This is a genomic window from Serratia sp. PL17, from assembly GCF_017832355.1.
GTDB lineage: Bacteria > Pseudomonadota > Gammaproteobacteria > Enterobacterales > Enterobacteriaceae > Serratia.
Map to the genome: position 1 here is coordinate 435938 of NZ_JAFIBY010000005.1, position 19733 is coordinate 455670.

Genomic DNA, 19733 nt, shown 5'->3' on the forward strand with positions numbered 1-19733 from the left:
CCAGTGGTGAATATGATGAAACGTTCAAACAGGTTAGGCATGTTGTTGCGATCTTATGCCATCACTGGCGTGTTAGCGCTGGTCGGTGTGGGCCTCTGGCAGGGAAACGCGTGGTCATTTGGCGGAGCGGAAACCGCGGTAGTGATCCCAGCCCCTGCGGTTGATGAGCCAGCAGGCACCTCGCACACTGAGACCGCTATTTTTGCCGGTGGATGCTTCTGGGGCGTGCAGGGCGTCTTTCAGCATGTGAAGGGCGTCACCAGCGCCATCTCAGGTTACACCGGAGGCACCGCGCAAACTGCCGATTATCAGCAGGTCAGCGGCGGCGATACCGGCCATGCGGAGTCGGTGAAAGTGACCTTTGACCCGGCTCAAGTGTCCTACGGCGACCTGTTGCAGATCTTTTTCTCCGTGGCGCACAACCCCACAGAGCTGAATCGGCAAGGACCGGACAGTGGCACGCAGTATCGTTCCGCGCTTTTCCCATTGAATGCTTCACAACAGCAGGTTGCCAATGCCTATATTGCTCAGCTGCAGGCCAGCCACAGTTACGATCAACCGCTGGTTACGCGTATTGAGAGCAACGGGCATTTTTACCCGGCGGAGCCTTACCATCAGAATTTTTTGACTGAACACCCTGATTCCCTCTACATCATGATTAACGATCAGCCGAAAATAAAACAGCTGGAGCATTTATTCCCGGCGCGTTATAGCCAGCAACCCGTACTGGTGAAGCAGTAGTGCCTATACTGGACGGTGACGAGTCGGCAGGATGATGATGCGCGCTCTTGAAGCGCGAACGAAATGCGGCGATAATCTGCCGTATCAGCAGTACTGAACCAGATTCTGTATCAATCCCTTTCTCGTCGGGCTAACGACGCGGGAGGGATTTTTTTTTGTCAGCGCCTGTGTGATTTTTCGCCAGGTGAAACGTTGAAATATGAGGGTTTACTATGAGCACCTTAGGCCATAAGTCCGATAATTCTTTAGTGTCCAACGCCTTTGGTTTCCTGCGCTTTCCGCTGAACTTCATGCCTTACGACAGCGATGCAGAGTGGGTCATCACCGGCATTCCATTTGACATGGCAACCTCCGGCCGCGCCGGTGGCCGTCATGGCCCGGCGGCAATCCGCCAGGTTTCCACCAATTTGGCGTGGGAAGGCAACCGTTGGCCGTGGAATTTTGACCTGCGCGATCGTTTGAACGTCGTCGATTGTGGCGACATCGTGTTCAACTTTGGCGATGCTCAGGACATGAGTGACAACTTGCAAGCGCACGCGGAAAAACTGCTGGCAGCGGGTAAGCGTATGCTCTCATTCGGCGGTGACCACTTCGTCACACTGCCACTGCTGCGTGCACACGCTAAGCATTTCGGCAAACTGGCATTGGTGCACTTCGATGCGCATACCGACACCTATGCTAACGGCAGCCAATACGATCACGGCACTATGTTCTTCCATGCGCCAAACGAAGGCCTGATCGATCCAAAGCACTCGGTGCAGATCGGTATTCGTACTGAGTTCGATCATGATAATGGTTTCACCGTGCTGGACGCCGCACAGGTTAACGATCGTACCGTTGACGATCTGCTGGCTCAGATCAAACAGATCGTCGGTGATATGCCGGTCTACCTGACCTTCGACATCGACTGCCTGGATCCTGCATTTGCTCCGGGGACCGGTACTCCAGTGATTGGCGGCTTGACCTCCGATCGTGCGTTGAAGCTGGTGCGCGGCATGCAGTCACTGAATATCGTCGGTATGGACGTGGTGGAAGTGGCACCGGCCTACGATCAGTCTGAGATCACCGCGCTGGCTGCGGCGACCCTGGGCCTGGAAATGCTGTACCTGCAGGCTGCTAAAAAAACGAAATAAGTATACCCGTCGTCTTTCAAGCTGCAGCGTTGTTACCTGCTTTACAAGCCCCATCCTTGGGGCTTGCCCCTTCGGGGCCGCTGCAAGCAGCGTTCAAATCTGTTCCTGACAGATTTATCATTCACCTCAGTGACTTACTTGAGTAAGCTCCTGAGGATGAATGCGCTGGGCGCCTGGCTGCAACTTGAAATCCATAGGGTATAGCGGGTGGTGAATGTAGAACGGAAAAATATAGTCTAAAACACTCAGTTTACCGTTCGTTACCGCACCATGAAAATGCCTGTATCTGTTGCCTCGAAGGTCTATAATCCGGGCTTACGGAGGAACCATGCTGACGAAACAATCCACACGTCTTAACAAATATATTAGCGAGAGCGGTATTTGCTCCCGCCGCGATGCCGATCGTTACATCGAACAAGGCAATGTTTTTATCAATGGCAAGCGCGTGACGCTTGGCGATCAGGTGTTTCCAGGAGACGTGGTCAAGGTCAACGGTCAACTGATTGAACCGCGCAATGAAGACAACTTGATCTTTATTGCGTTGAACAAGCCGGTCGGTATTGTCAGCACCACGGAAGAAGGCGAGAAAGACAATATTGTTGATTTCGTCAATCACAGTACCCGTATTTTCCCGATCGGGCGGTTGGATAAAGACTCTCAGGGCCTGATTTTCCTCACCAACCACGGCGATTTGGTGAACAAAATCCTGCGCGCGGGCAACGACCACGAGAAAGAATATCTGGTCACGGTGAACAAACCGGTGACTGACGATTTCATCCGTGGCCTGGGGGCCGGTGTACCGATGCTGGGCACGGTGACCAAAAAGTGCAAGGTGAAGAAAGAAGCCCCCTTTGTGTTTCGCATCGTGCTGGTCCAGGGGCTGAACCGCCAGATTCGCCGCATGTGCGAGCATTTCGGCTACGAAGTGACCAAGCTGGAACGTACTCGCATTATGAATGTGAGCATGGCCGGGTTGCCGCCGGGTGAATGGCGTGATTTAACCGACGACGAACTGGTCGAGTTGTTTAAATCCATTGAGGGCTCCTCCTCAGAGGCCAAACCAACGAAGAAAGCCAAGCCTGCGGTGAAAAAACCGGGCAACAGCGGGTCGAAAAGTGCAGAAAAGCCCAGCGGAAATGCCCCTGCGCGTAAGCGCTTCGCACAGCCGGGCCGTAAAAAGAAAGGGCGTTGAATCGCCATTAGCTTAAATATATCCGTCGGGCGTATTGTGCAGCCCGACTGTTTTATACCCGCTTTACCTCACGCGTCATCAGCATCCGACTGAACAGCACGCCGCCCGCCAGCAGTGTCACTAATTGCGACAGGATCAGCACGGCAAATCCCGAAGAAACCTTGCCCTGACTGACCATCACCATACCCATGATCATCGGTACAAACGCCGAAAACATATTGCCAATGCCGTTAATCAGCCCATAGGCGCTGCCAACCGCTTGCGGCTGCGCATAATGCTGTAACAGAGTAGGGATCGCGGCTCCCTGAGCGCCCCAGCAGGCATTGGCCGCCAGCAGGAAAAATGCGATCCAGCCGAGTTGTTCACTGTGCATCACGCCATAAATGCACAGCGCCGTTGCCGCACCGCCAAAGGCGAAGATCAACGGTGCCTGGTAGGGGCGGATGCGATCGAGCAGCACGCCGCCAAGGTATTTGGAGGCGATACTGACGACAAACGGCAGCGAGGCCATCCAGCCCATTTGTTTGATGGAAAAGCCTTTCTCGTCGGTCAGGTAGGCGGGTAACCAGGAGCTGGAACCCCACAGATAGCTGAGGGTGGCGATCTCGATCAGCATGATCCAACCCAGCATCGGTGTACGCCAGGCTAAAACAAACGTCTCCCAGACACGTGTCATGACCGGGCGAGACTCTACAGTGCGTGACGCCAGCGATGCCGGGTGTATAAACAGCCGCACCAGCGCTAACCCCAGCAGCAGATTGATCAGCGCCAGCAGGTAGAAAGAGACGGCCCAGCCGAAGTGTGCCATCAGGAAACTCACTAGCGGAAAACCGATCACTAACCCCAGTGAGACACCCAATGTACTGATCGCATTGGGTTGCCCACGTTCATGGGCGGAAAAGTGATCGCCGATATACATGGTTTTCAGCGAGAACAATGGCCCCTCACTGATCCCCAGCAGCGCGCGCACCGCAAACAGCAGCAATACCGATCCTGCCAGAGGGGACGCGGCGGTGAGCAGCGCCCACAGCACAATGCTTAGCGTCAGCGCACGGCGGTAACCCATCAGGGTTTCCAGGAACGGCGTCAGCAACATGGCGGAAAGCCCGTAACCGAGTAAGAACACTGTCATCAGCATGCCTTGATGCGCGCGGTTGCCGTCGAGTTTGAAGTGCTGCAGGAAATCGGGATTGACCAGCATCACGGCAATATTGACCCTATCGGCATAGGCGATGACGATCAGAAACAGCAGGGCCAGGACCCCGTACCAGCGTTGACGTTGTTGCAAAATGCGCTCCATGTGCGCTCCTTTGACGGGCGATTGACACATTCAGGCAGCAAAAAACTAACCCGCTGATTTCGCAGGGCTGAAAAGCAGGTTTTTGGCTGTCTAAATGTAAATTTATTGTTATTTAAAAGGGTGTTTTAGTCTGTGTGAGAGAACTTTTACTCGCATTGTGTCAGCAAGATCAATGGGTTTTTACCCATGAAATAGTGATGTAACGCACAGCTTCCAGCGGTTTTTCATATCGGTGCATTTTTTCGTGATCCTTCCCGCATTTGTCATGTTTAAACAACTTTTCATTAACAATTGCCGCTTTGCTCTCTTGACGAAAGTTTCACCAGACTTATAGTGAGTGTATTAAATAAGAAACTGAGTTTCATATATGAAACAATAAGATAGAGGACAGAAGCAATGAGCTGGAAGAAAGTGTGTGAAGTGTCTCAGGTGAAAGAAGATTTTCCTTTTTCTGCCAATGTGGAAGGGAAAGAAGTCGGGGTGTATCTGATTGACGGCAATTACTACGCACTGGAAGACGTTTGCCCACATGCCTATGCCTTGCTCAGCCAGGGGTTTGTTGATGACGGTAAGGTCGAATGCCCGTTGCACGAAGCGTTGTTCGACGTGCGTACTGGCCAATGCCTGCGTGAACCAGGCGGCCGCGATCTGCAAACCTATGCCACCCGGGTGATCGACAATCAAATCCAAATCACCTTTATTGCGGAGGAGTAATCATGCAGCACATCACCGATTTCAATCCCTGGCTACCGGACACCCAACAGGTGATCCCCGCGCGTGAAGGTGGCAATGGCCAGATCCATCAGCCAGGCCAATTCCAGAACGTCATCTGGCAAAACCGGGCCCGAGTGCCGGACGGTTTTGAGACAGCTTTAGTCGCTGCGCTGGAAGAGATCTTCGAGCAGGGCGCGGAAGAGCTGGAACAGATTGTCAGTGCGCTGAATCAACGTCGCCTGTTCGATCGCAATGGCCAGCCTTGGAATGAGACGGCGTTCCGCGAATTCCTTCACGTTAACGGTTTCTGAGCAGCATTCGGGAGAAGACAATGACAGCAAACGCAACATCCTCCGCACAGACCTTACAAGAGTATCTCGACCAGGGGCTGCGCGGCATGTGGTATCCGGTGCTGGCCAGTTGGGAAATCGGCAATAACCCGGTGGGCATTACCCGTCTGGAACAGCAGATCGTGGTGTGGCGTGATGGAGAAGGCGCGATCCACGCGTTGGAAGATCGCTGCCCGCATCGCGGTGCGCGGCTTTCCATGGGGTGGAATCTGGGCGATCGCATCGCGTGTTGGTATCACGGTGTGGAAGTGGGTGGAGACGGAACGGTTAAAGACGTGCCTGCGGTTGATCGTTGCCCGCTGGTGGGACAGAAATGCCTGCGTTCCTATCCGGCTAAAGAAGCTTACGGCGCGGTGTTCCTCTATTTTGGCGTGACGGCAGATGAAGAGCCGGTCGAACTGACCTTCCCGCCGGAACTGGCAGACGAAGCGTCCTACAGCAACTTCTTGTGTACGGCCAGTTGGGACTGCAATTACCAGTACGCGTTGGAAAACGTGATGGATCCAATGCACGGCACCTACCTGCATTCATCCTCGCACTCAATGGCGGAAGGGGATCGCAAGGCGGACATGGCACTGGAGCCAACCGACAGCGGTTTCATCTTTAAGAAGAATGGCCAGATTGGCGTGAACTTTGACTGGGTCGAATTCGGCAGCAGCGGGGCGTACTGGATGCGCTTGTCGATCCCGTATAAAAAACGGTTTGGGCCGGGTGGTCATTTCTGGATCATCGGCATGGTGGTCCCGGAAGATAAAGATCACTGCCGGGTATTCTTCTGGCGTATTCGTAAGGTGAAGGACTGGCAGCGTGACATGTGGCGCTTTATGTACCGCAACCGCCTGGAATCGCTGCACTGGGACGTGTTGGAGCAGGATCGTATCGTGCTGGAAAACATGGCGCCGAACGCGCGTGGCCGTGAATATCTGTATCAGCATGACGTCGGGCTGTCTCGCCTGCGCCGTATGATGCAAAAAGAAGCACAGAAACAACTGGCGCGGCTGAGTGAACAGGAGGCGGCACAGTGAACGGCCTGTTGACAGGTAAACGCATTGTCGTGACCGGCGCGGCGCGGGGTTTGGGGCGCAGTTTCGCTGCTGCGGTCGCCGAGGCCGGTGCCACAGTGGTGATGTGCGATATTTTGGCGGATGCACTGTCAGACAGTGCCGCCAGTCTGCGTGAACAGGGCGCGCAGGTTGAAAGCCACACGATTGATCTGGCCGATCCGGCCTCGATCAGCGCTGCGTTCAACGCGATAGCCGAAGGCGGGGCGATAGACGGGTTGGTGAACAACGCGGCGTTGGCTACCGGAGTCGGTGGTAAAACCATGATGGAATACGATATCGATCTGTGGGATCGGGTTATGCAGGTTAACGTGCGCGGTACCTGGCTCGTGAGCCAGGCAGCGGTGCCGCTGCTGGCGCAAACTCCTCATGCCAAGATCGTTAACGTGGCTTCAGATACCGCGCTGTGGGGCGCGCCGCGCTTAATGGCTTACGTGGCCAGCAAAGGGGCGATTATCTCTATGACCCGTTCAATGGCGCGTGAGCTGGGCCCGCAGGGGATTTGCGTTAACGCCATCGCTCCGGGCCTGACACGCGTAGAGGCCACGGAATATGTGCCTGCCGAGCGACATCAGTTGTACGAACAGGGACGAGCATTGGCCGGTGCGCAGCATCCTGACGACGTCAATGGCACGGTGCTCTACCTGCTGTCGCCATTGGCGAATTTCGTCACTGGGCAGCTGTTACCGGTTAACGGTGGTTTTGTCTTTAACTAATTATGCCTGTCATACTTGAAGCTGTATCTGTGTTGGCTGCGTTCGCGCACCCGAATCACTTACTTAATGTAAGCTCATCGGGATTTACTCGCTTGTCGCGTTACTCGGCAAAGCCTCGCCCCGTTGGGGCCAGCGCAAGCGCCGTTCAACAAAGCCGTGGCTTTGTTGTGATACAGCTCCAATTATTTAAGGCATGACTCTATAAGGAAACGGACATGGCGGACGATCAAGGGTGTAAATATCTGATCCCAGGACTGGATCGTGGGTTGCAGCTGTTGCTGGCCTTTGGCGAGCAACACAAGGAAATGACGTTTGCCCAATTGCATCGCTTGGTCGATATGCCAAAAGCGACCGCCTATCGCGTAGTGCAAACGTTGGAGCACCTGGGTTTTCTTGAACGTAACCCACGTACCAACACTTTTTCTTTGGGCATCAAAGTACTACGTCTCGGATTCGAATATATTGCTTCGCTGGATGTGGCACAAGCTGGTCAGCCGGTAATAGAACAACTGCGCGATCGCAGCCAGTGCAGCAGTCATCTGGCAATCCGTGATGGGCGTGACGTGATCTACATTGCGCGTGTCAGTGCCGCGGGGTCGCAAATCAACCAGGTCAGCGTCGGTACTCGCTTGCCGGTACACCAAACCTCGCTTGGCCGAATGCTGCTGACCAGCGCCACCCGTGAGGAGTTCGAGCTTCTGTATCCACAGGAACAACTGCCGGGGAGCGGCCCGGGCACCCCGGCGGATCGTGAAACGCTGTGGCAGATGGTGCAGCAGGATAAGGCGCGCGGCTATGTCATCGGCGAGTCGTTTTTCCGCCACGGCATTTCCTCGATCGTCTACCCCATCTTCAACCGCGAGCAGCGGGTTGAGGCGGTGATCAGCATCATGGTGCCGTCTGATGAAATCCCGAAAGCGGATCGCGAGCGGCTGCGGATGGAAGTGCGGGATGCTGCAGAGAAAATCTCCGGGTTCTTGGGCGCGCAGCCACAGGCTAACGCCGGTTAACTGACAACCGATAGTTTGCAATGGGGCGCTGCAGGTTGCCCCGAATTATCGGGACGAACAGCGTCCCCTATCAATCACTCAGGCAGGGATGAGGCTCATGGCAATCATGGGCCGGGGTTCGATCATGCCTGAAAACCGTATTCAGCGAGAACGTGAGGCACAATTAATGAGCGTAATCGGAATCGAAAAACTGGAGTTTGGCGTTGAAGATCTGCCAACGTGCGAGAAATTCATGCAGGACTTCGGTCTGCAGGCAGCGCAACAGCACTGGGGCGAACGTCAACGAGAATTCACCACGCTGAGCGGTGCCCGCGTGGTGCTGCATCCGTTGCAGAGCGACGCGCTGCCGGCAGCGTTCGAGAGTGGTTCGACTCTGCGCCGTATGACCTGGGGGGTTAGCAGCCCGTCCGAGTTGGCGGCGTTGCAACCGCTGTTGGCGCAGATGCCGGGCTTTCGCCAGGTGGGTGAAGAGCTGGAGTGTCTCGATCCGAACGGCATGACGCTGCGCTTTAGCGTCAGTCAGCAGCGCGACGTTGATTTACCTGTGTCACCGATCAACCAGTGGGGCGATGTACGCCGTATTGATCAGCCGAGCCCGGTGTACGCCCAGGCGCAGCCAATCAACATCGGTCATGTAGTGTTCTTCGTCGAGGATCTTGCGGCGACTGAGCGCTTTTATCGTGAGGTGTTGGGGTTCCAGGTATCGGATCGTTATATCGATCGTGCGGTATTCCTGCGCACTCAGGCACGCGGCGGTCATCACAATCTGTTCTTGCTGAAATTGCCTAATCGACCACGCGGCTTGAATCATGTGGCCTTTACCGTACGCGATATCCACGAGGTGATCGGCGGCGGCATCGCCATGAACAAAGAGAAGTGGAGTACCTTTATCGGCCCCGGCCGCCATCCGATCTCCTCAGCCTATTTCTGGTACGTCAACAGCCCGACGGGCGGTGCGTTTGAGTATTACACCAACGATGACTACCTGACCGAAAACTGGCAGCCGCGTGAGCTGGAACATTCACTGGTGTCGTTCACCGAGTGGGCTGTGGAAGGCGGAATCGACCATGACACGCGGCGGCAGCAGAAAAAACCGGAGGCGTTATGAGCCAGCCAGAACCGGCGGGCATCGTGATCATCGGTGGTGGTCAGGCTGGCGGCTGGGCAGCAAAAACGTTGCGCGATCGTGGCTATGCAGGGCGTTTGACGGTGGTCAGCGATGAACCCTATGACTTTTATGAACGGCCACCGCTCTCCAAGGCGGCGTTGCTGGACGGTAATGCGCCACTCAGCCGGCTGTTCAGCGAAGAGGTGGTCGCCGGGTTGAACATCGATTGGTGTCGCCCGCTGCGTGCCGCATCTATTGATGCGCCACAGCAAATTGTCCACCTCAGCGATGGCAGGCAACTGCACTTTGATCAACTGCTGATTGCTACCGGTGGGCGACCACGCTTGCCGGACGCCCGTTGGGCTGAGCATCCGCGCGTGATGACGCTGCGTTCCTGGGATGATGCGGCAAAGCTGCGCCAGGCGCTGCAGGATTGCCGCACGCTGGCGATTGTCGGCGGTGGGTGGATCGGGCTGGAGATCGCCGCATCGGCGCGGCGCATGGGGGCTGATGTGACGGTCTTTGAGCGTCAACCGGCCCTGTGCATGCGTAGCGTTGGGGCGGACGTCTCACAGGCGTTGCTCGAACTGCACCAGCAGCAGGGGATTAGGGTGCAGTGCGGCTGCGGCGACATTCAACTGGAGGATCGTAACGGCAGTGCCTGGATCGGCAGCGACATCAGTGATCCTCAGCCGTTTGATCTGGTGGTCGTGGGGATCGGCGTGGAGCTGAACCTGGAGCTGGCGTACGGTGCCGGGTTAAAGGTTGATGCCGGCATTGTGGTTGACGGACAGGGGCGCACCAGCCACCCCGCCATTTTCGCCGCCGGGGATGTCGCGCGCCACCCAACGCTCGGGCTGTGCCTGCAGTCCTGGGCTTATGCGCAGAACCAGGCGATCAGCACCGCCTGCGCAATGCTGGACGCTTTTGCTTCTCCTTATGATGACGTGGCCTGGCTGTGGTCGGATCAATATGACGTCAATATCCAGATCCTTGGCGTACCGGCCGGTGGCATGTATCACGTGGTGCGGCGCACGCCACAATCGCAGGTGTTCTTTACGCTGAATGCCGATCGGCAGTTGGTGCAGATGGTGGCGTTTAACGATGCACGCACCATCAAGCTGGGTAAACGCTGGTTGGCCAGCGGACGGGTGCTGGAACCGCAGCAGTTGGCGGACGCAGAGTTTTCTTTAATGGCGTTGAAATAATCATTCCCCAATGCGTTTTATGTTTCAGCTAACAAGGCTGTAGCGTGAAACGCGAAGGGGGAATCGGGAGCGTTTCATGACTACGCAAGACATTGACGCCCGCGCTGAACGGGTGGGGGAGGCTGTTGCCGAAAACCCGCAGCAGCGGGTGCGTTGGTCGGTACCCATCGCGCTATTCGCCTGTGTGTTGCTGGCGTTTTTCGACAAGATCAGCATCGCGGCACTGTTTTCCGATAGCGAATTCCAGCAGGCGCTAGGCATCAGTTTTGACCCTGCGCGGTTGGGCTTGTTGATGAGTGCATTTTTGTTCTCCTACGGCATTTCTTCAATGCTGTTGAGCGGCATTGGCGATCGGCTGAACCCGGTAAAAGTCCTGATCGGCATGATGGTGGTGTGGGGCGTATTGATGGTGTTGATGGGCCTGACGCGTTCTTATCACACCATGATGACGCTGCGCATTTTGCTCGGTATCGCCGAAGGTCCGCTGTTGCCGATGGCTTACGCCATTATCCGCCAGGCTTTCCCGCAGCGGCTGCAGGCGCGCGCCACCATGCTGTGGCTGCTCGGTACACCGCTGGGGGCAGCGCTCGGCTTCCCGGTCACGCTGTATATCCTCAATACCTTTGACTGGCAGGCCACCTTCTTCTTTATGGCGTTCCTGACGCTGCCGGTCATGCTGTTGGTGCTGTTCGGCATGCGCCATCTCAACGTATCACGTCCGGCAGCGGTCACGGTTTCAAAACCGGCCGTCGCCGAACGTAAACAGCATCGCTATGAGCTGCTGCGCAACCCGCATTTCTGGATGATTTGCCTGTTTAACATCGCCTTTCTGACCTACCTGTGGGGCATGAACGGCTGGCTGCCCAGCTACCTGATCAAGGGCAAAGGCATTCACCTGGAACATGCCGGTTACCTGTCATCACTGCCGTTCATCGCCATGCTGCTGGGGGAAGTGGTCGGCGCTTGGCTGTCGGACAAACTGGATCGCCGTGCCTTGGCCTGTTTTATCTCGCTGTGCGGCGCCGGGCTGGGGTTGGCCGTGGTGCTGCATATGCAGGGCACCTATAGCGTGATTGCCGCCATGGCCTTCAGCACCTTTATGTGGGGCGCAGGCGCGCCGAACATCTTTGCTCTGCTGGCGAAAGCGACCAGCAGCAAGGTCAGCGCCACCGCCGGCGGTATTTTCAACGGATTAGGCAATTTTGCCGGTGCGCTGGCGCCGGTGCTGATGGGGGCGCTGATCGCCGCTACCGGCAACATGGATAACGGTCTGCTGTTCCTGGTGGTGATGGCCTTTATCGGCTGCATCATTCTGCTGCCGTTGCTGAAGAAATATTGATATCCCATTGATCAACGAGGAGTACCAACATGTCCCAGGTTGAGAAACAAATCGGCGTTAAGCCACAGGATCAGTCGATAGAAAATTGGGTGGAATCACGCATCGCCCGTTTTGAAGGCCGCAAATATGACTGGAATGCGCTGAAGTTCCAGGCTGACTACGACCCGAAATACCGCCGTGCCCAGATGCGTTATATCGGTACCGGCGCCACGGGGGTGGTTAACGATACCAACACCATTCCAGCGGGTAACTTTACGTTTTCCACCATGGTGTTGCCGTCTAAATGCGAAGGGCCATTACACCTGCATGATGACGTGGAAGAAGTGTTCTTTATGCTGAAAGGCAGCATCACGCTGATGATCCAGGACGGTACCGAGTATTACGAAACCAAGCTGAAAGAGCGCGATCTGATCTCTGTCCCTGCCGGCGTCTACCGTGGGTTATTCAACCACGGCGAAGAAGAAGCGTTGATGTGCGTCATGCTTGGCACCGCCAAACCGGAAACGCCGACCTACCCGGCAGATCACCCATTATCCAAAGTGAAACGCAACTGATGAACGGCTTAGCGCAACGTCAGCAGGCACGCTGCGGGGATTACACCCTGAGCTGGCGCGAAGCGGGACACGGCCGGCCGGTGGTATTGCTGCACGGTATTAGCTCCGGTTCTGCGTCGTGGATCAAGCAGTTCAACGATCGTGGTTTAGCCGACGGCCACCGCCTGCTGGCCTGGGATGCGCCGGGTTATGGTGGCAGTTTGCCGCTGACGGTCAGCCAACCGGGGGCTACCGCCTATGCCGCTGCGCTGGCGGCGCTGGTGGCGCAATTGCAGTTGGAGCAACCGTTGATCGTGGGTCACTCACTCGGGGCATTGATCGGCAGTGCTTATGCTGCCGGTTATCCCGATGGCTTGTGTGGGCTGGTGCTGGCGGATCCGGCTCAAGGTTATGCCAGCGCACCGGAAGAAAAGCGCCAACAGGTTTATGGCCAGCGCAAACAGATGATCGAAACCCTGGGGCCGCAAGGTTACGGCGAACAACGGGCAGCCGCGCTGCTGCGCGATGACGCGGATCCGCAAGATATCGCCTGGATCCGCAACGGCATGCAGCAGTTGGATCCTGACGGTTTTCTTAGCGCAGCCTGGATGCTGGCTAATGACGACATCAGCCACTATTTGGCGCATTACCGTGGTCCGTTACAGGTGTGGTGCGGTGACGGCGATCGGATCACGCCACCGGCAGCGGCGACAGTATTGGCGCAGCAGCAGGACGCGCCCCTGCGTCTGATTGAGGGGGCGGGGCACGCCAGCTATCTCGATGCGCCAGCGCAATTTAACCGCTATCTGCAGGACTTTACGGGAGCAATCCAACCATGAATTTTCAGCTTGAGAAACGTGTCGCTGTCGTGACGGGCGGTTCGTCGGGCATCGGTTTCGAAACCCTGCGTTTGTTGCTGGCGGAAGGGGCGAAGGTGGCATTCTGCGGCCGCAACGCGGACAAATTGGCCGGTGCCGAAGCCAGTCTGCGTAGTGAGTTTCCGCACGCGGAGATCCTGGCGCTGTGTTGTGACGTACTGGACGAGTCGCAGGTGACACAGTTTGCTGCCCAAGTGATGGCGCACTTCGGCGCAGTGGATGTGTTGATCAACAACGCGGGTCAGGGGTTTGTCGCGCACTTTGACCAAACACCGCGTTCCGCCTGGCTACATGAGGCGGAGCTAAAGCTGTTCGGTGTCATCAACCCGGTGCAGGCGTTTCTGCCGGCGCTGGAACGCTCGGATATTGCGTCAATCACCTGCGTGAACTCGCTACTGGCATTGCAGCCGGAAGAACACATGATTGCCACGTCGGCAGCGCGTGCTGCCTTGCTCAATATGACGCTAACGCTGTCAAAAGAGCTGGTGAGCAAGGGGATCCGCGTTAACTCGATCCTGTTGGGCATGGTGGAGTCTGGCCAATGGCGCCGCCGTTTCGACGAGCGCAGCGATAAGGATCAAAGCTGGGAACAGTGGACGGCGGCGATAGCTGAACGACGCGGTATCCCGATGAAACGTCTCGGTAAACCGCAGGAGCCTGCGCAGGCGTTGCTGTTCTTGGCTTCACCTTTGGCGTCCTTTACCACCGGTGCGGCGCTTGACGTCTCCGGCGGCTTTAACCGCCATCTTTAATCGCAAGGGCTGAAAAGATGAAAAAGATCATGATGATTGGTTACGGCGCGATGGCCAAAGAGGTGCTTTCCCGTCTACCGGATGGGGTGAGCGTTGGCTGGATCGTGGCACGTGCGGCTCATCATCCGGCAATTGTCAGTGACTTTGGCGGCGCGGTGCAGGCGTTAACCCACCCGGATCGGTGTGCTGAACGGCCTGATTTGGTGCTGGAGTGCGCCAGCCAGCAGGCGGTGGCAGAGTTTGGTGAAGCGGTGGTCATGCGTGGTTGGCCATTGGCGGTGATCTCTACCGGTGCGCTGGCGGATGCGGCGTTGCAGCAGCGGTTGCAGCAAGCCTGTCGGTTGCATCATGGGCAAGTGATTGTGCTGTCCGGCGCGGTGGCGGGTATGGACGGATTGGCATCGGCACGCGAAGGCGGGCTAGACAGCGTGACCTATCAGGCCTGCAAAAGCCCGGCGAGCTGGCGCGGCAGCATGGCGGAACAATTGATTGACCTCGATGCCGTGAGCGAAGCGCAGGTATTTTTCGAAGGCTCGGCGCGGGAGGCGGCGCAGCTGTTCCCGGCCAATGCCAACGTGGCGGCGACCATTGCGCTGAACGGTCTCGGAATGGACGCCACCCGAGTACGGTTGCTGGTGGATCCTGAGACCCGGCGCAACACCCACAGACTGCAGGTATGCGGGAACTTCGGTGAATTTCGGATTGAGCTGAGTGGCAACCCGTTAGCGAGCAATCCCAAGACATCAACCCTGGCTGCGTTAAGCGCAGTACAAGCCTGCCGCCGTCTGGTAGACGGTGGTTTTATTGCCTGAACGGCAGGAGTGAGCATGGAAAAGTTAACGATTTTTGTGGCTGGGCGCTGGTGTGAAGGGCGAGGCGATGAGATGACCTCGGTGTTTCCGGCTGACGGCAGTGTCAATGCGCGGCTGTGTGCCGCCAGCATTGACGATGTGAACGACGCGGTGGCCGCAGCGGAACGTGCCTGGCGTGCACCTGAGTGGCGCGGGCTGGTGCCGCACCAGCGTGCCAGCATTCTGTACCGCGTCAGTAACCTGATTATGGCGCAGCAGGAAGAGCTGGCGCAGTTACAGACACGCGATAACGGTAAACCACTGGCGGAAACCCGTGGTTTGGTAGCCAGCGCCGCGGCAACGGCTCGCTACTTTGCCGCAGCCTGCGAGGTGCTGGAGGGAGAACTGCCGACTCAACGCAGTGCTGAGGTGATGACGTTGAGCCAGTATCAACCGCTGGGGGTGATCGCCGCGATCACCCCGTGGAACTCACCGATTGCCAGTGAAATGCAAAAGGTGGCGCCGGCATTGGCTGCGGGCAACGCGGTGATCCTCAAACCCGCCGAAGCCACGCCGCTGATGGCATTAAAACTGGCGGAGCTGTTTGAACAGGCGGGGTTGCCGGCCGGGTTACTCAGCGTACTGCCGGGCAAGGGTTCGGTGATTGGCGAAGCCTTGGCACGTCACCCGTTAGTGAAAAAGATTTCGTTTACCGGTGGCACCAATACCGGCCGCCATCTGGCGCATATCGCCGCCGACAAGCTGATCCCCACGTCGCTGGAGTTGGGCGGCAAGTCGCCAACTATCGTGCTGGAGGACGCCGATCTGGAACAGGCGGCACGCGGCATTTGTTACGGCATTTTCAGCTCCGCAGGGCAGGCTTGTATCGCCGGGTCGCGGCTGTTTGTGCATCGCTCTTTGTACCAGCCGTTGCTGGCACGCCTGAGTGAACTGGCGGCCGGTCTGCGGGTGGGTAATCCGCTGACGCCGGGAGTGCATCTCGGCCCGCTAATTAACGACAAGCATCGCCAAAGCGTGGCGGATTACGTGGCGCTGGCGCAACAGGAGGGCGGCAGGGTGGTGATTGGCGGCGAAGCCCCGGCAGATCCGTTGCTGGCAGGCGGCAGCTATTACCTGCCGACGATTATCGACGGGTTGCGCAACAGCGCCCGCGCCTGTCAGGAAGAGATTTTTGGCCCGGTTCTGGTGGTGCTGCCGTTTGACGACGAGAAACAGCTCATTGAACAGGCCAATAACTCGGTGTATGGGCTGGCAGCCGGTATCTGGAGCCGTGACTTCACGCGGGCGATGGCGCTGGCGGAGCAACTGGAAACCGGCACGGTGTGGATCAATACCTACAAAACATTCTCCATTTCTACGCCGTTCGGCGGTTTTAAAGAGAGCGGTCTGGGCCGCGAAAAGGGCCTGCACGGCATCAAGGCTTACATGCAGCAGAAGAGCCTGTACCTGGCGCTTAACCATCAGGTAAATCGCTGGAGCGATTAGGTTTGATCGACGGTGCGTACCCCCTTTGCCCCTGCAACTTGAAAGACGAAGGGTATACAACGAACACAATAAGAAGGCAGATGATGAGCGAGAAAATAACGGTTGGTGAGGCAATAGCCCGGACTCTGGAACAGTACGATGTGTCGGCGATGTACGGCATCATTTCGATTCATAATCTGCCGATCGCTGACGCAGTAGGCCAGCGTGGCAACATTCGCTTTGTACCGGCGCGTGGCGAAGCGGGAGCCGTCACCATGGCCGATGCGCATGGACGTTTCTCTGGTCTTGGTGTGGCCTTGACCAGTACCGGCGCAGGTGCAGGCAATGCCGTTGGTGCGATGATCGAGGCGATGAACGCCAACACGCCGCTGCTGCATATTACCGGCCAGGTGGAAAAAGCGTATCTGGATGCCGATGCCGGTTTTATTCATGAAACCCGCGATCAGCTTGGTTTCCTACGTGCCTGCTCCAAACGTGCCTATCGGGTCAACTCCCCGGAACAGGCGGTGGCAGTGATCCAACGGGCGATCCTCGATGCGCAGACCCTACCTTGTGGCCCGGTTGCGGTCGAGATCCCTATCGACATTCAGAGCAGCCTGGTCTCCAGTGCGGTGCTGAGCCAGCCTGTAGCGCCAGCTCCACTGCCGCAGGCCAGCGACGAAGCGGTTGAGCGGTTGTATCAGCGGCTGAAACAGGCCAAACGCCCGTTACTCTGGCTGGGCGGCGGTGCGCTGGCCTGCGGAGACGCCGTGCGTAAACTGGCGGATGCCGGTATTACCGTGATCTCCAGTACGCACGGGCGCGGCATTTTGCCTGATAGCCATCCCCGTAGCCTGCGGGCGTTCCATAATTCGCCGAGCATTGAGGCGATCCTGACGCAGTGCGATTTGACGCTGGTGGCCGGTTCGCGGTTGCGCAGCAATGAAACCCGCACCTGGACGCTGCCGCTGCCGCGCCCATTGGTACAGATTGATATTGATCCGGCAGCGGCCAACCGCAATTACCTGGCTGACGAATACATCAACGGCGACTGCGGTGCTTTGCTTAATGCGCTGGCTGTCCGACTGAATCCAGGTGAGAAGGTCAATGCCGAGTGGGATGCCGAGATCATTGCTGCGGTGCAGCAGGCGGAAAGCGCGTTGCGTCAGCAGTCGGGGGAATATGCCAAATTAAACGACGCCATTGCCGCTGCGCTGCCGCAGGATGGGTTGCTGGTGCGTGATATCACCGTCTCCGGTAGCGTCTGGGGCAGCCGTTTATTCCGCGCTATTTCGCCGTTGTGCAACATTCACTCGTTGGCGGGCGCGATTGGCATGGGTCTGCCGATGGCGATTGGCACCGCGATCGCCAACCCGCAGCGTAAGGTGGTTGGGCTGGTGGGCGACGGCGGGCTGGCGTTAGGCCTGGGCGAGCTGGCGACCATGGCGCAGGAGCAGGCGAATATCACTCTGCTGATCATGAACGACGGCGGTTATGGCGTGATGCGCGGCATTCAGGATAAATATTTTGCCGGTCGCCAATACTATAACGAGCTGCATACCCCGGCGTTTACGCTGGTTGCCGAGGCTATGGGGCTGAAGGCATGGAAGGTGGACAATGCGGCGCAGTTCAATGGCGTGCTGGCAGAAGCGATTAATTATCCGGGGCCGTCGGTGGTGGAAGTGGATATGAACAGTATTGGGCCGTTGACCTTCGCCGGGCCGCCGCAAAAGAGTTTGTATTGAGGATATAAAAAATGCCCGGCTCTGCCTAAACTCCGCTTACTCGAGGTGTTTTTTTGCGAGTTCAACGTTTTTTTCGGTCGATAAATGAATAACGTACCATGAGGCTCATGCGCCTCGACCGAGCAAGGGGCCGTAAGCGCGGCCCCTTGCAACCCGCGCTCTTGCCCACTCAGACGGTTGGCTGCGCTAACGGCTCTCACTTCATCACGCCGCATCACGGCCGGCTACGACAGGCGTCCCTGCCTGTCTCGCCTGAAACCGCCGTCCATGGCGGTTTCGCCTATGCGTTGTTCTTGCGTTCGACGTCTTCAGGGCGCTCAACGGCGTGCTCATCTCATTATTTTCACTGTCTTTCATCACGCAATGTCGCACTTAGGGTATTCGCGCGGCGGACAGAGGGTCTTAAGCAAAGGTGCGGGTGGGGAAGCGCCAATTGCCATTCATTGTGGCGGCAGAGAAGACTGGATTTTTATGGCAACTCGACCTGCACTGAGCCTACAGGGGCCGAATAAAAAAAATGCCAATCAGGCTTAACCGATTGGCATTGTGGCATCAGCCGGGCGTTTTATGTTACTTGCCGGCTGCGATGCGATCGCGAATATGCTGTGCACGTGCTTCGGAAGCAGGGTGATCGTCAAACATACTGCTTTGACGACCGGCTTCCATTTTAGCCAGTTTTTCGAAGCTGGTGACCAGCCCGTTTGGATCGATACCACGCTGTTTCATCAGATCGAAAGAATAGTCATCCGCTTCGCTTTCCTGTTTCTGGGAGAACTGCGCGTTAACCAGTTTTTCACCCATGTCTGCCAACTGTGACTGCGACAGCGAACCTATGATGCCGCCGGTTGAGGCTGCGGCGGTACGCAACGCCACTGTGCCATAAGCTACCTGCATCGCCTTGCGAGTATGGCCGAGCGCCACGTGACCCATTTCATGGCCCAGCACGCCTTCCACTTCATTGTCAGTCATCATGTCCATGAGCCCGCTGTAAACGCGGATACAGCCGTTAGCCATTGCCCAGGCATTCACGTCTTTGGTGACGTAAACCTTGTAGTTAGCCGGTGTGCCGTTGATATTATCCCCCAGCGCCGCAGCAATTTTGTTCAAACGCTTGGTGTAAGTGCTGTCGGCCGGCGCGATTTGTGCCTTGCTGTCCATCTCTGCGCAGGATTTATCACTCAGAGTTTTGACGTCGTCATTGCTCAATGTCGCCGCCTGAAAGGCTTGCGCGCCAGACTGCATCAACGTATCGGTATTCAGGTTTTGACAGCCGCTTACCAAGGTGGCAATGCTTAATGCAATCAAAGAGGTACGGATTTTCATAAAGCCATCTTCCTGTGATAGTAACAAGGGGGAGTGTCATTTTTAGTTTAGGGAAATCGTGCTGCACGAGACTAGTGTACGATAGCAATTGGGAAAATAGTGTTATTCCGAAAAACCGACCAATCGTGCTAATAAGTTGTGAACTCGCTCTCATTTGGTATTAGGGATTGCCGTTTTAATGCTGAGTCTGAGAAAATAGAAAACTTGACTGATTTTTTAATCCGACCTGGAGTAAAACATGTCCTCTCGTAAAGAGCTTGCCAACGCCATCCGCGCACTCAGCATGGACGCCGTACAAAAAGCAAATTCCGGCCACCCGGGTGCACCTATGGGCATGGCGGACATCGCCGAAGT

The 19733-nt window shown here is 56.8% G+C and carries 20 protein-coding genes; 18 read left to right on the plus strand and 2 right to left on the minus strand.

Going from position 1 to position 19733, the window contains the following annotated elements:
• The first annotated feature begins 15 nt into the window (after positions 1–15).
• From msrA to rluF, 3 genes are all read left to right on the plus strand, one after another.
• Positions 16–741 (plus strand): peptide-methionine (S)-S-oxide reductase MsrA, encoded by a 726-nt coding sequence (gene msrA / locus JOE25_RS18305; protein ID WP_209637578.1) that lies wholly within the window; start codon positions 16–18, stop codon positions 739–741.
• Positions 742–953: 212 nt separating this feature from the next.
• Positions 954–1874 carry an agmatinase gene (gene speB / locus JOE25_RS18310; RefSeq protein ID WP_209637580.1) on the plus strand — a complete coding sequence of 307 codons (921 nt, stop codon included), beginning with the start codon at positions 954–956 and terminating at the stop codon, positions 1872–1874.
• 328 nt (positions 1875–2202) lie between these two features.
• Positions 2203–3066: a 23S rRNA pseudouridine(2604) synthase RluF gene (rluF, locus tag JOE25_RS18315; protein ID WP_209637582.1), complete on the plus strand. Its 864-nt coding sequence runs from the start codon at positions 2203–2205 to the stop codon at positions 3064–3066.
• A 52-nt stretch (positions 3067–3118) separates the two neighbouring features.
• Here rluF and JOE25_RS18320 read toward each other — a convergent pair whose 3' ends face one another.
• Positions 3119–4366 carry an MFS transporter gene (locus tag JOE25_RS18320; protein WP_209637584.1) on the minus strand — a complete coding sequence of 416 codons (1248 nt, stop codon included), beginning with the start codon at positions 4364–4366 and terminating at the stop codon, positions 3119–3121.
• A gap of 396 nt (positions 4367–4762) precedes the next feature.
• Between JOE25_RS18320 and JOE25_RS18325 the strand changes: the two genes are divergently transcribed.
• The 14 genes from JOE25_RS18325 (at position 4763) to JOE25_RS18390 (ending at position 18056) form a co-directional block, all read left to right on the plus strand.
• Positions 4763–5080, plus strand: a complete 318-nt coding sequence (locus JOE25_RS18325; protein WP_012146671.1) for a non-heme iron oxygenase ferredoxin subunit — start codon at positions 4763–4765, stop codon at positions 5078–5080.
• 2 nt (positions 5081–5082) lie between these two features.
• Positions 5083–5391 carry a recombinase-like helix-turn-helix domain-containing protein gene (locus JOE25_RS18330; RefSeq protein ID WP_209637586.1) on the plus strand — a complete coding sequence of 103 codons (309 nt, stop codon included), beginning with the start codon at positions 5083–5085 and terminating at the stop codon, positions 5389–5391.
• Positions 5392–5411: 20 nt separating this feature from the next.
• Complete coding sequence (locus JOE25_RS18335) at positions 5412–6455, plus strand: aromatic ring-hydroxylating dioxygenase subunit alpha (protein WP_209637588.1); 1044 nt, start codon at positions 5412–5414, stop codon at positions 6453–6455.
• On the plus strand, positions 6452–7207 hold the full coding sequence (locus JOE25_RS18340) for an SDR family oxidoreductase (protein WP_209637590.1): 756 nt from the start codon (positions 6452–6454) through the stop codon (positions 7205–7207). Before JOE25_RS18335 ends, JOE25_RS18340 begins: the two co-directional genes overlap by 4 nt.
• Positions 7208–7422: 215 nt before the next feature.
• Entirely contained in the window at positions 7423–8217 is a 795-nt protein-coding gene (locus JOE25_RS18345) for an IclR family transcriptional regulator (protein WP_209637592.1), read from the plus strand.
• A 166-nt stretch (positions 8218–8383) separates the two neighbouring features.
• A complete protein-coding gene (locus JOE25_RS18350) occupies positions 8384–9325 on the plus strand; it encodes a VOC family protein (RefSeq protein WP_209637651.1) in 942 nt (313 codons plus the stop codon).
• Positions 9322–10533 (plus strand): FAD-dependent oxidoreductase, encoded by a 1212-nt coding sequence (locus tag JOE25_RS18355; protein WP_209637594.1) that lies wholly within the window; start codon positions 9322–9324, stop codon positions 10531–10533. Before JOE25_RS18350 ends, JOE25_RS18355 begins: the two co-directional genes overlap by 4 nt.
• A 76-nt stretch (positions 10534–10609) precedes the next feature.
• Positions 10610–11872, plus strand: a complete 1263-nt coding sequence (locus JOE25_RS18360) for an MFS transporter (protein WP_209637597.1) — start codon at positions 10610–10612, stop codon at positions 11870–11872.
• A 29-nt stretch (positions 11873–11901) separates the two neighbouring features.
• Positions 11902–12426 carry a cupin domain-containing protein gene (locus tag JOE25_RS18365; RefSeq protein WP_209637599.1) on the plus strand — a complete coding sequence of 175 codons (525 nt, stop codon included), beginning with the start codon at positions 11902–11904 and terminating at the stop codon, positions 12424–12426.
• A complete protein-coding gene (locus JOE25_RS18370) occupies positions 12426–13244 on the plus strand; it encodes an alpha/beta hydrolase (RefSeq protein ID WP_209637601.1) in 819 nt (272 codons plus the stop codon). The genes JOE25_RS18365 and JOE25_RS18370 overlap by 1 nt, the downstream gene beginning before the upstream one ends.
• Positions 13241–14035, plus strand: coding sequence for an SDR family oxidoreductase (locus tag JOE25_RS18375; protein WP_209637603.1), 795 nt, complete (start codon positions 13241–13243; stop codon positions 14033–14035). The genes JOE25_RS18370 and JOE25_RS18375 overlap by 4 nt, the downstream gene beginning before the upstream one ends.
• 17 nt (positions 14036–14052) lie before the next feature.
• Positions 14053–14847, plus strand: a complete 795-nt coding sequence (locus JOE25_RS18380; RefSeq protein ID WP_209637606.1) for an aspartate dehydrogenase — start codon at positions 14053–14055, stop codon at positions 14845–14847.
• A gap of 15 nt (positions 14848–14862) precedes the next feature.
• Entirely contained in the window at positions 14863–16332 is a 1470-nt protein-coding gene (locus JOE25_RS18385) for an aldehyde dehydrogenase (RefSeq protein ID WP_209637608.1), read from the plus strand.
• 83 nt (positions 16333–16415) lie between these two features.
• Positions 16416–18056, plus strand: coding sequence for a thiamine pyrophosphate-binding protein (locus tag JOE25_RS18390; protein ID WP_209637610.1), 1641 nt, complete (start codon positions 16416–16418; stop codon positions 18054–18056).
• Positions 18057–18626: 570 nt separating this feature from the next.
• Here the strand turns inward: JOE25_RS18390 and JOE25_RS18395 are convergent.
• Complete coding sequence (locus tag JOE25_RS18395) at positions 18627–19379, minus strand: M48 family metallopeptidase (protein ID WP_209637612.1); 753 nt, start codon at positions 19377–19379, stop codon at positions 18627–18629.
• 238 nt (positions 19380–19617) lie between these two features.
• On the opposite strand from JOE25_RS18395, the gene JOE25_RS18400 reads away from it, so the two are divergent.
• Positions 19618–19733: hypothetical protein (locus JOE25_RS18400; RefSeq protein ID WP_139815935.1), on the plus strand; the 116-nt coding region annotated here is incomplete at its 3' end.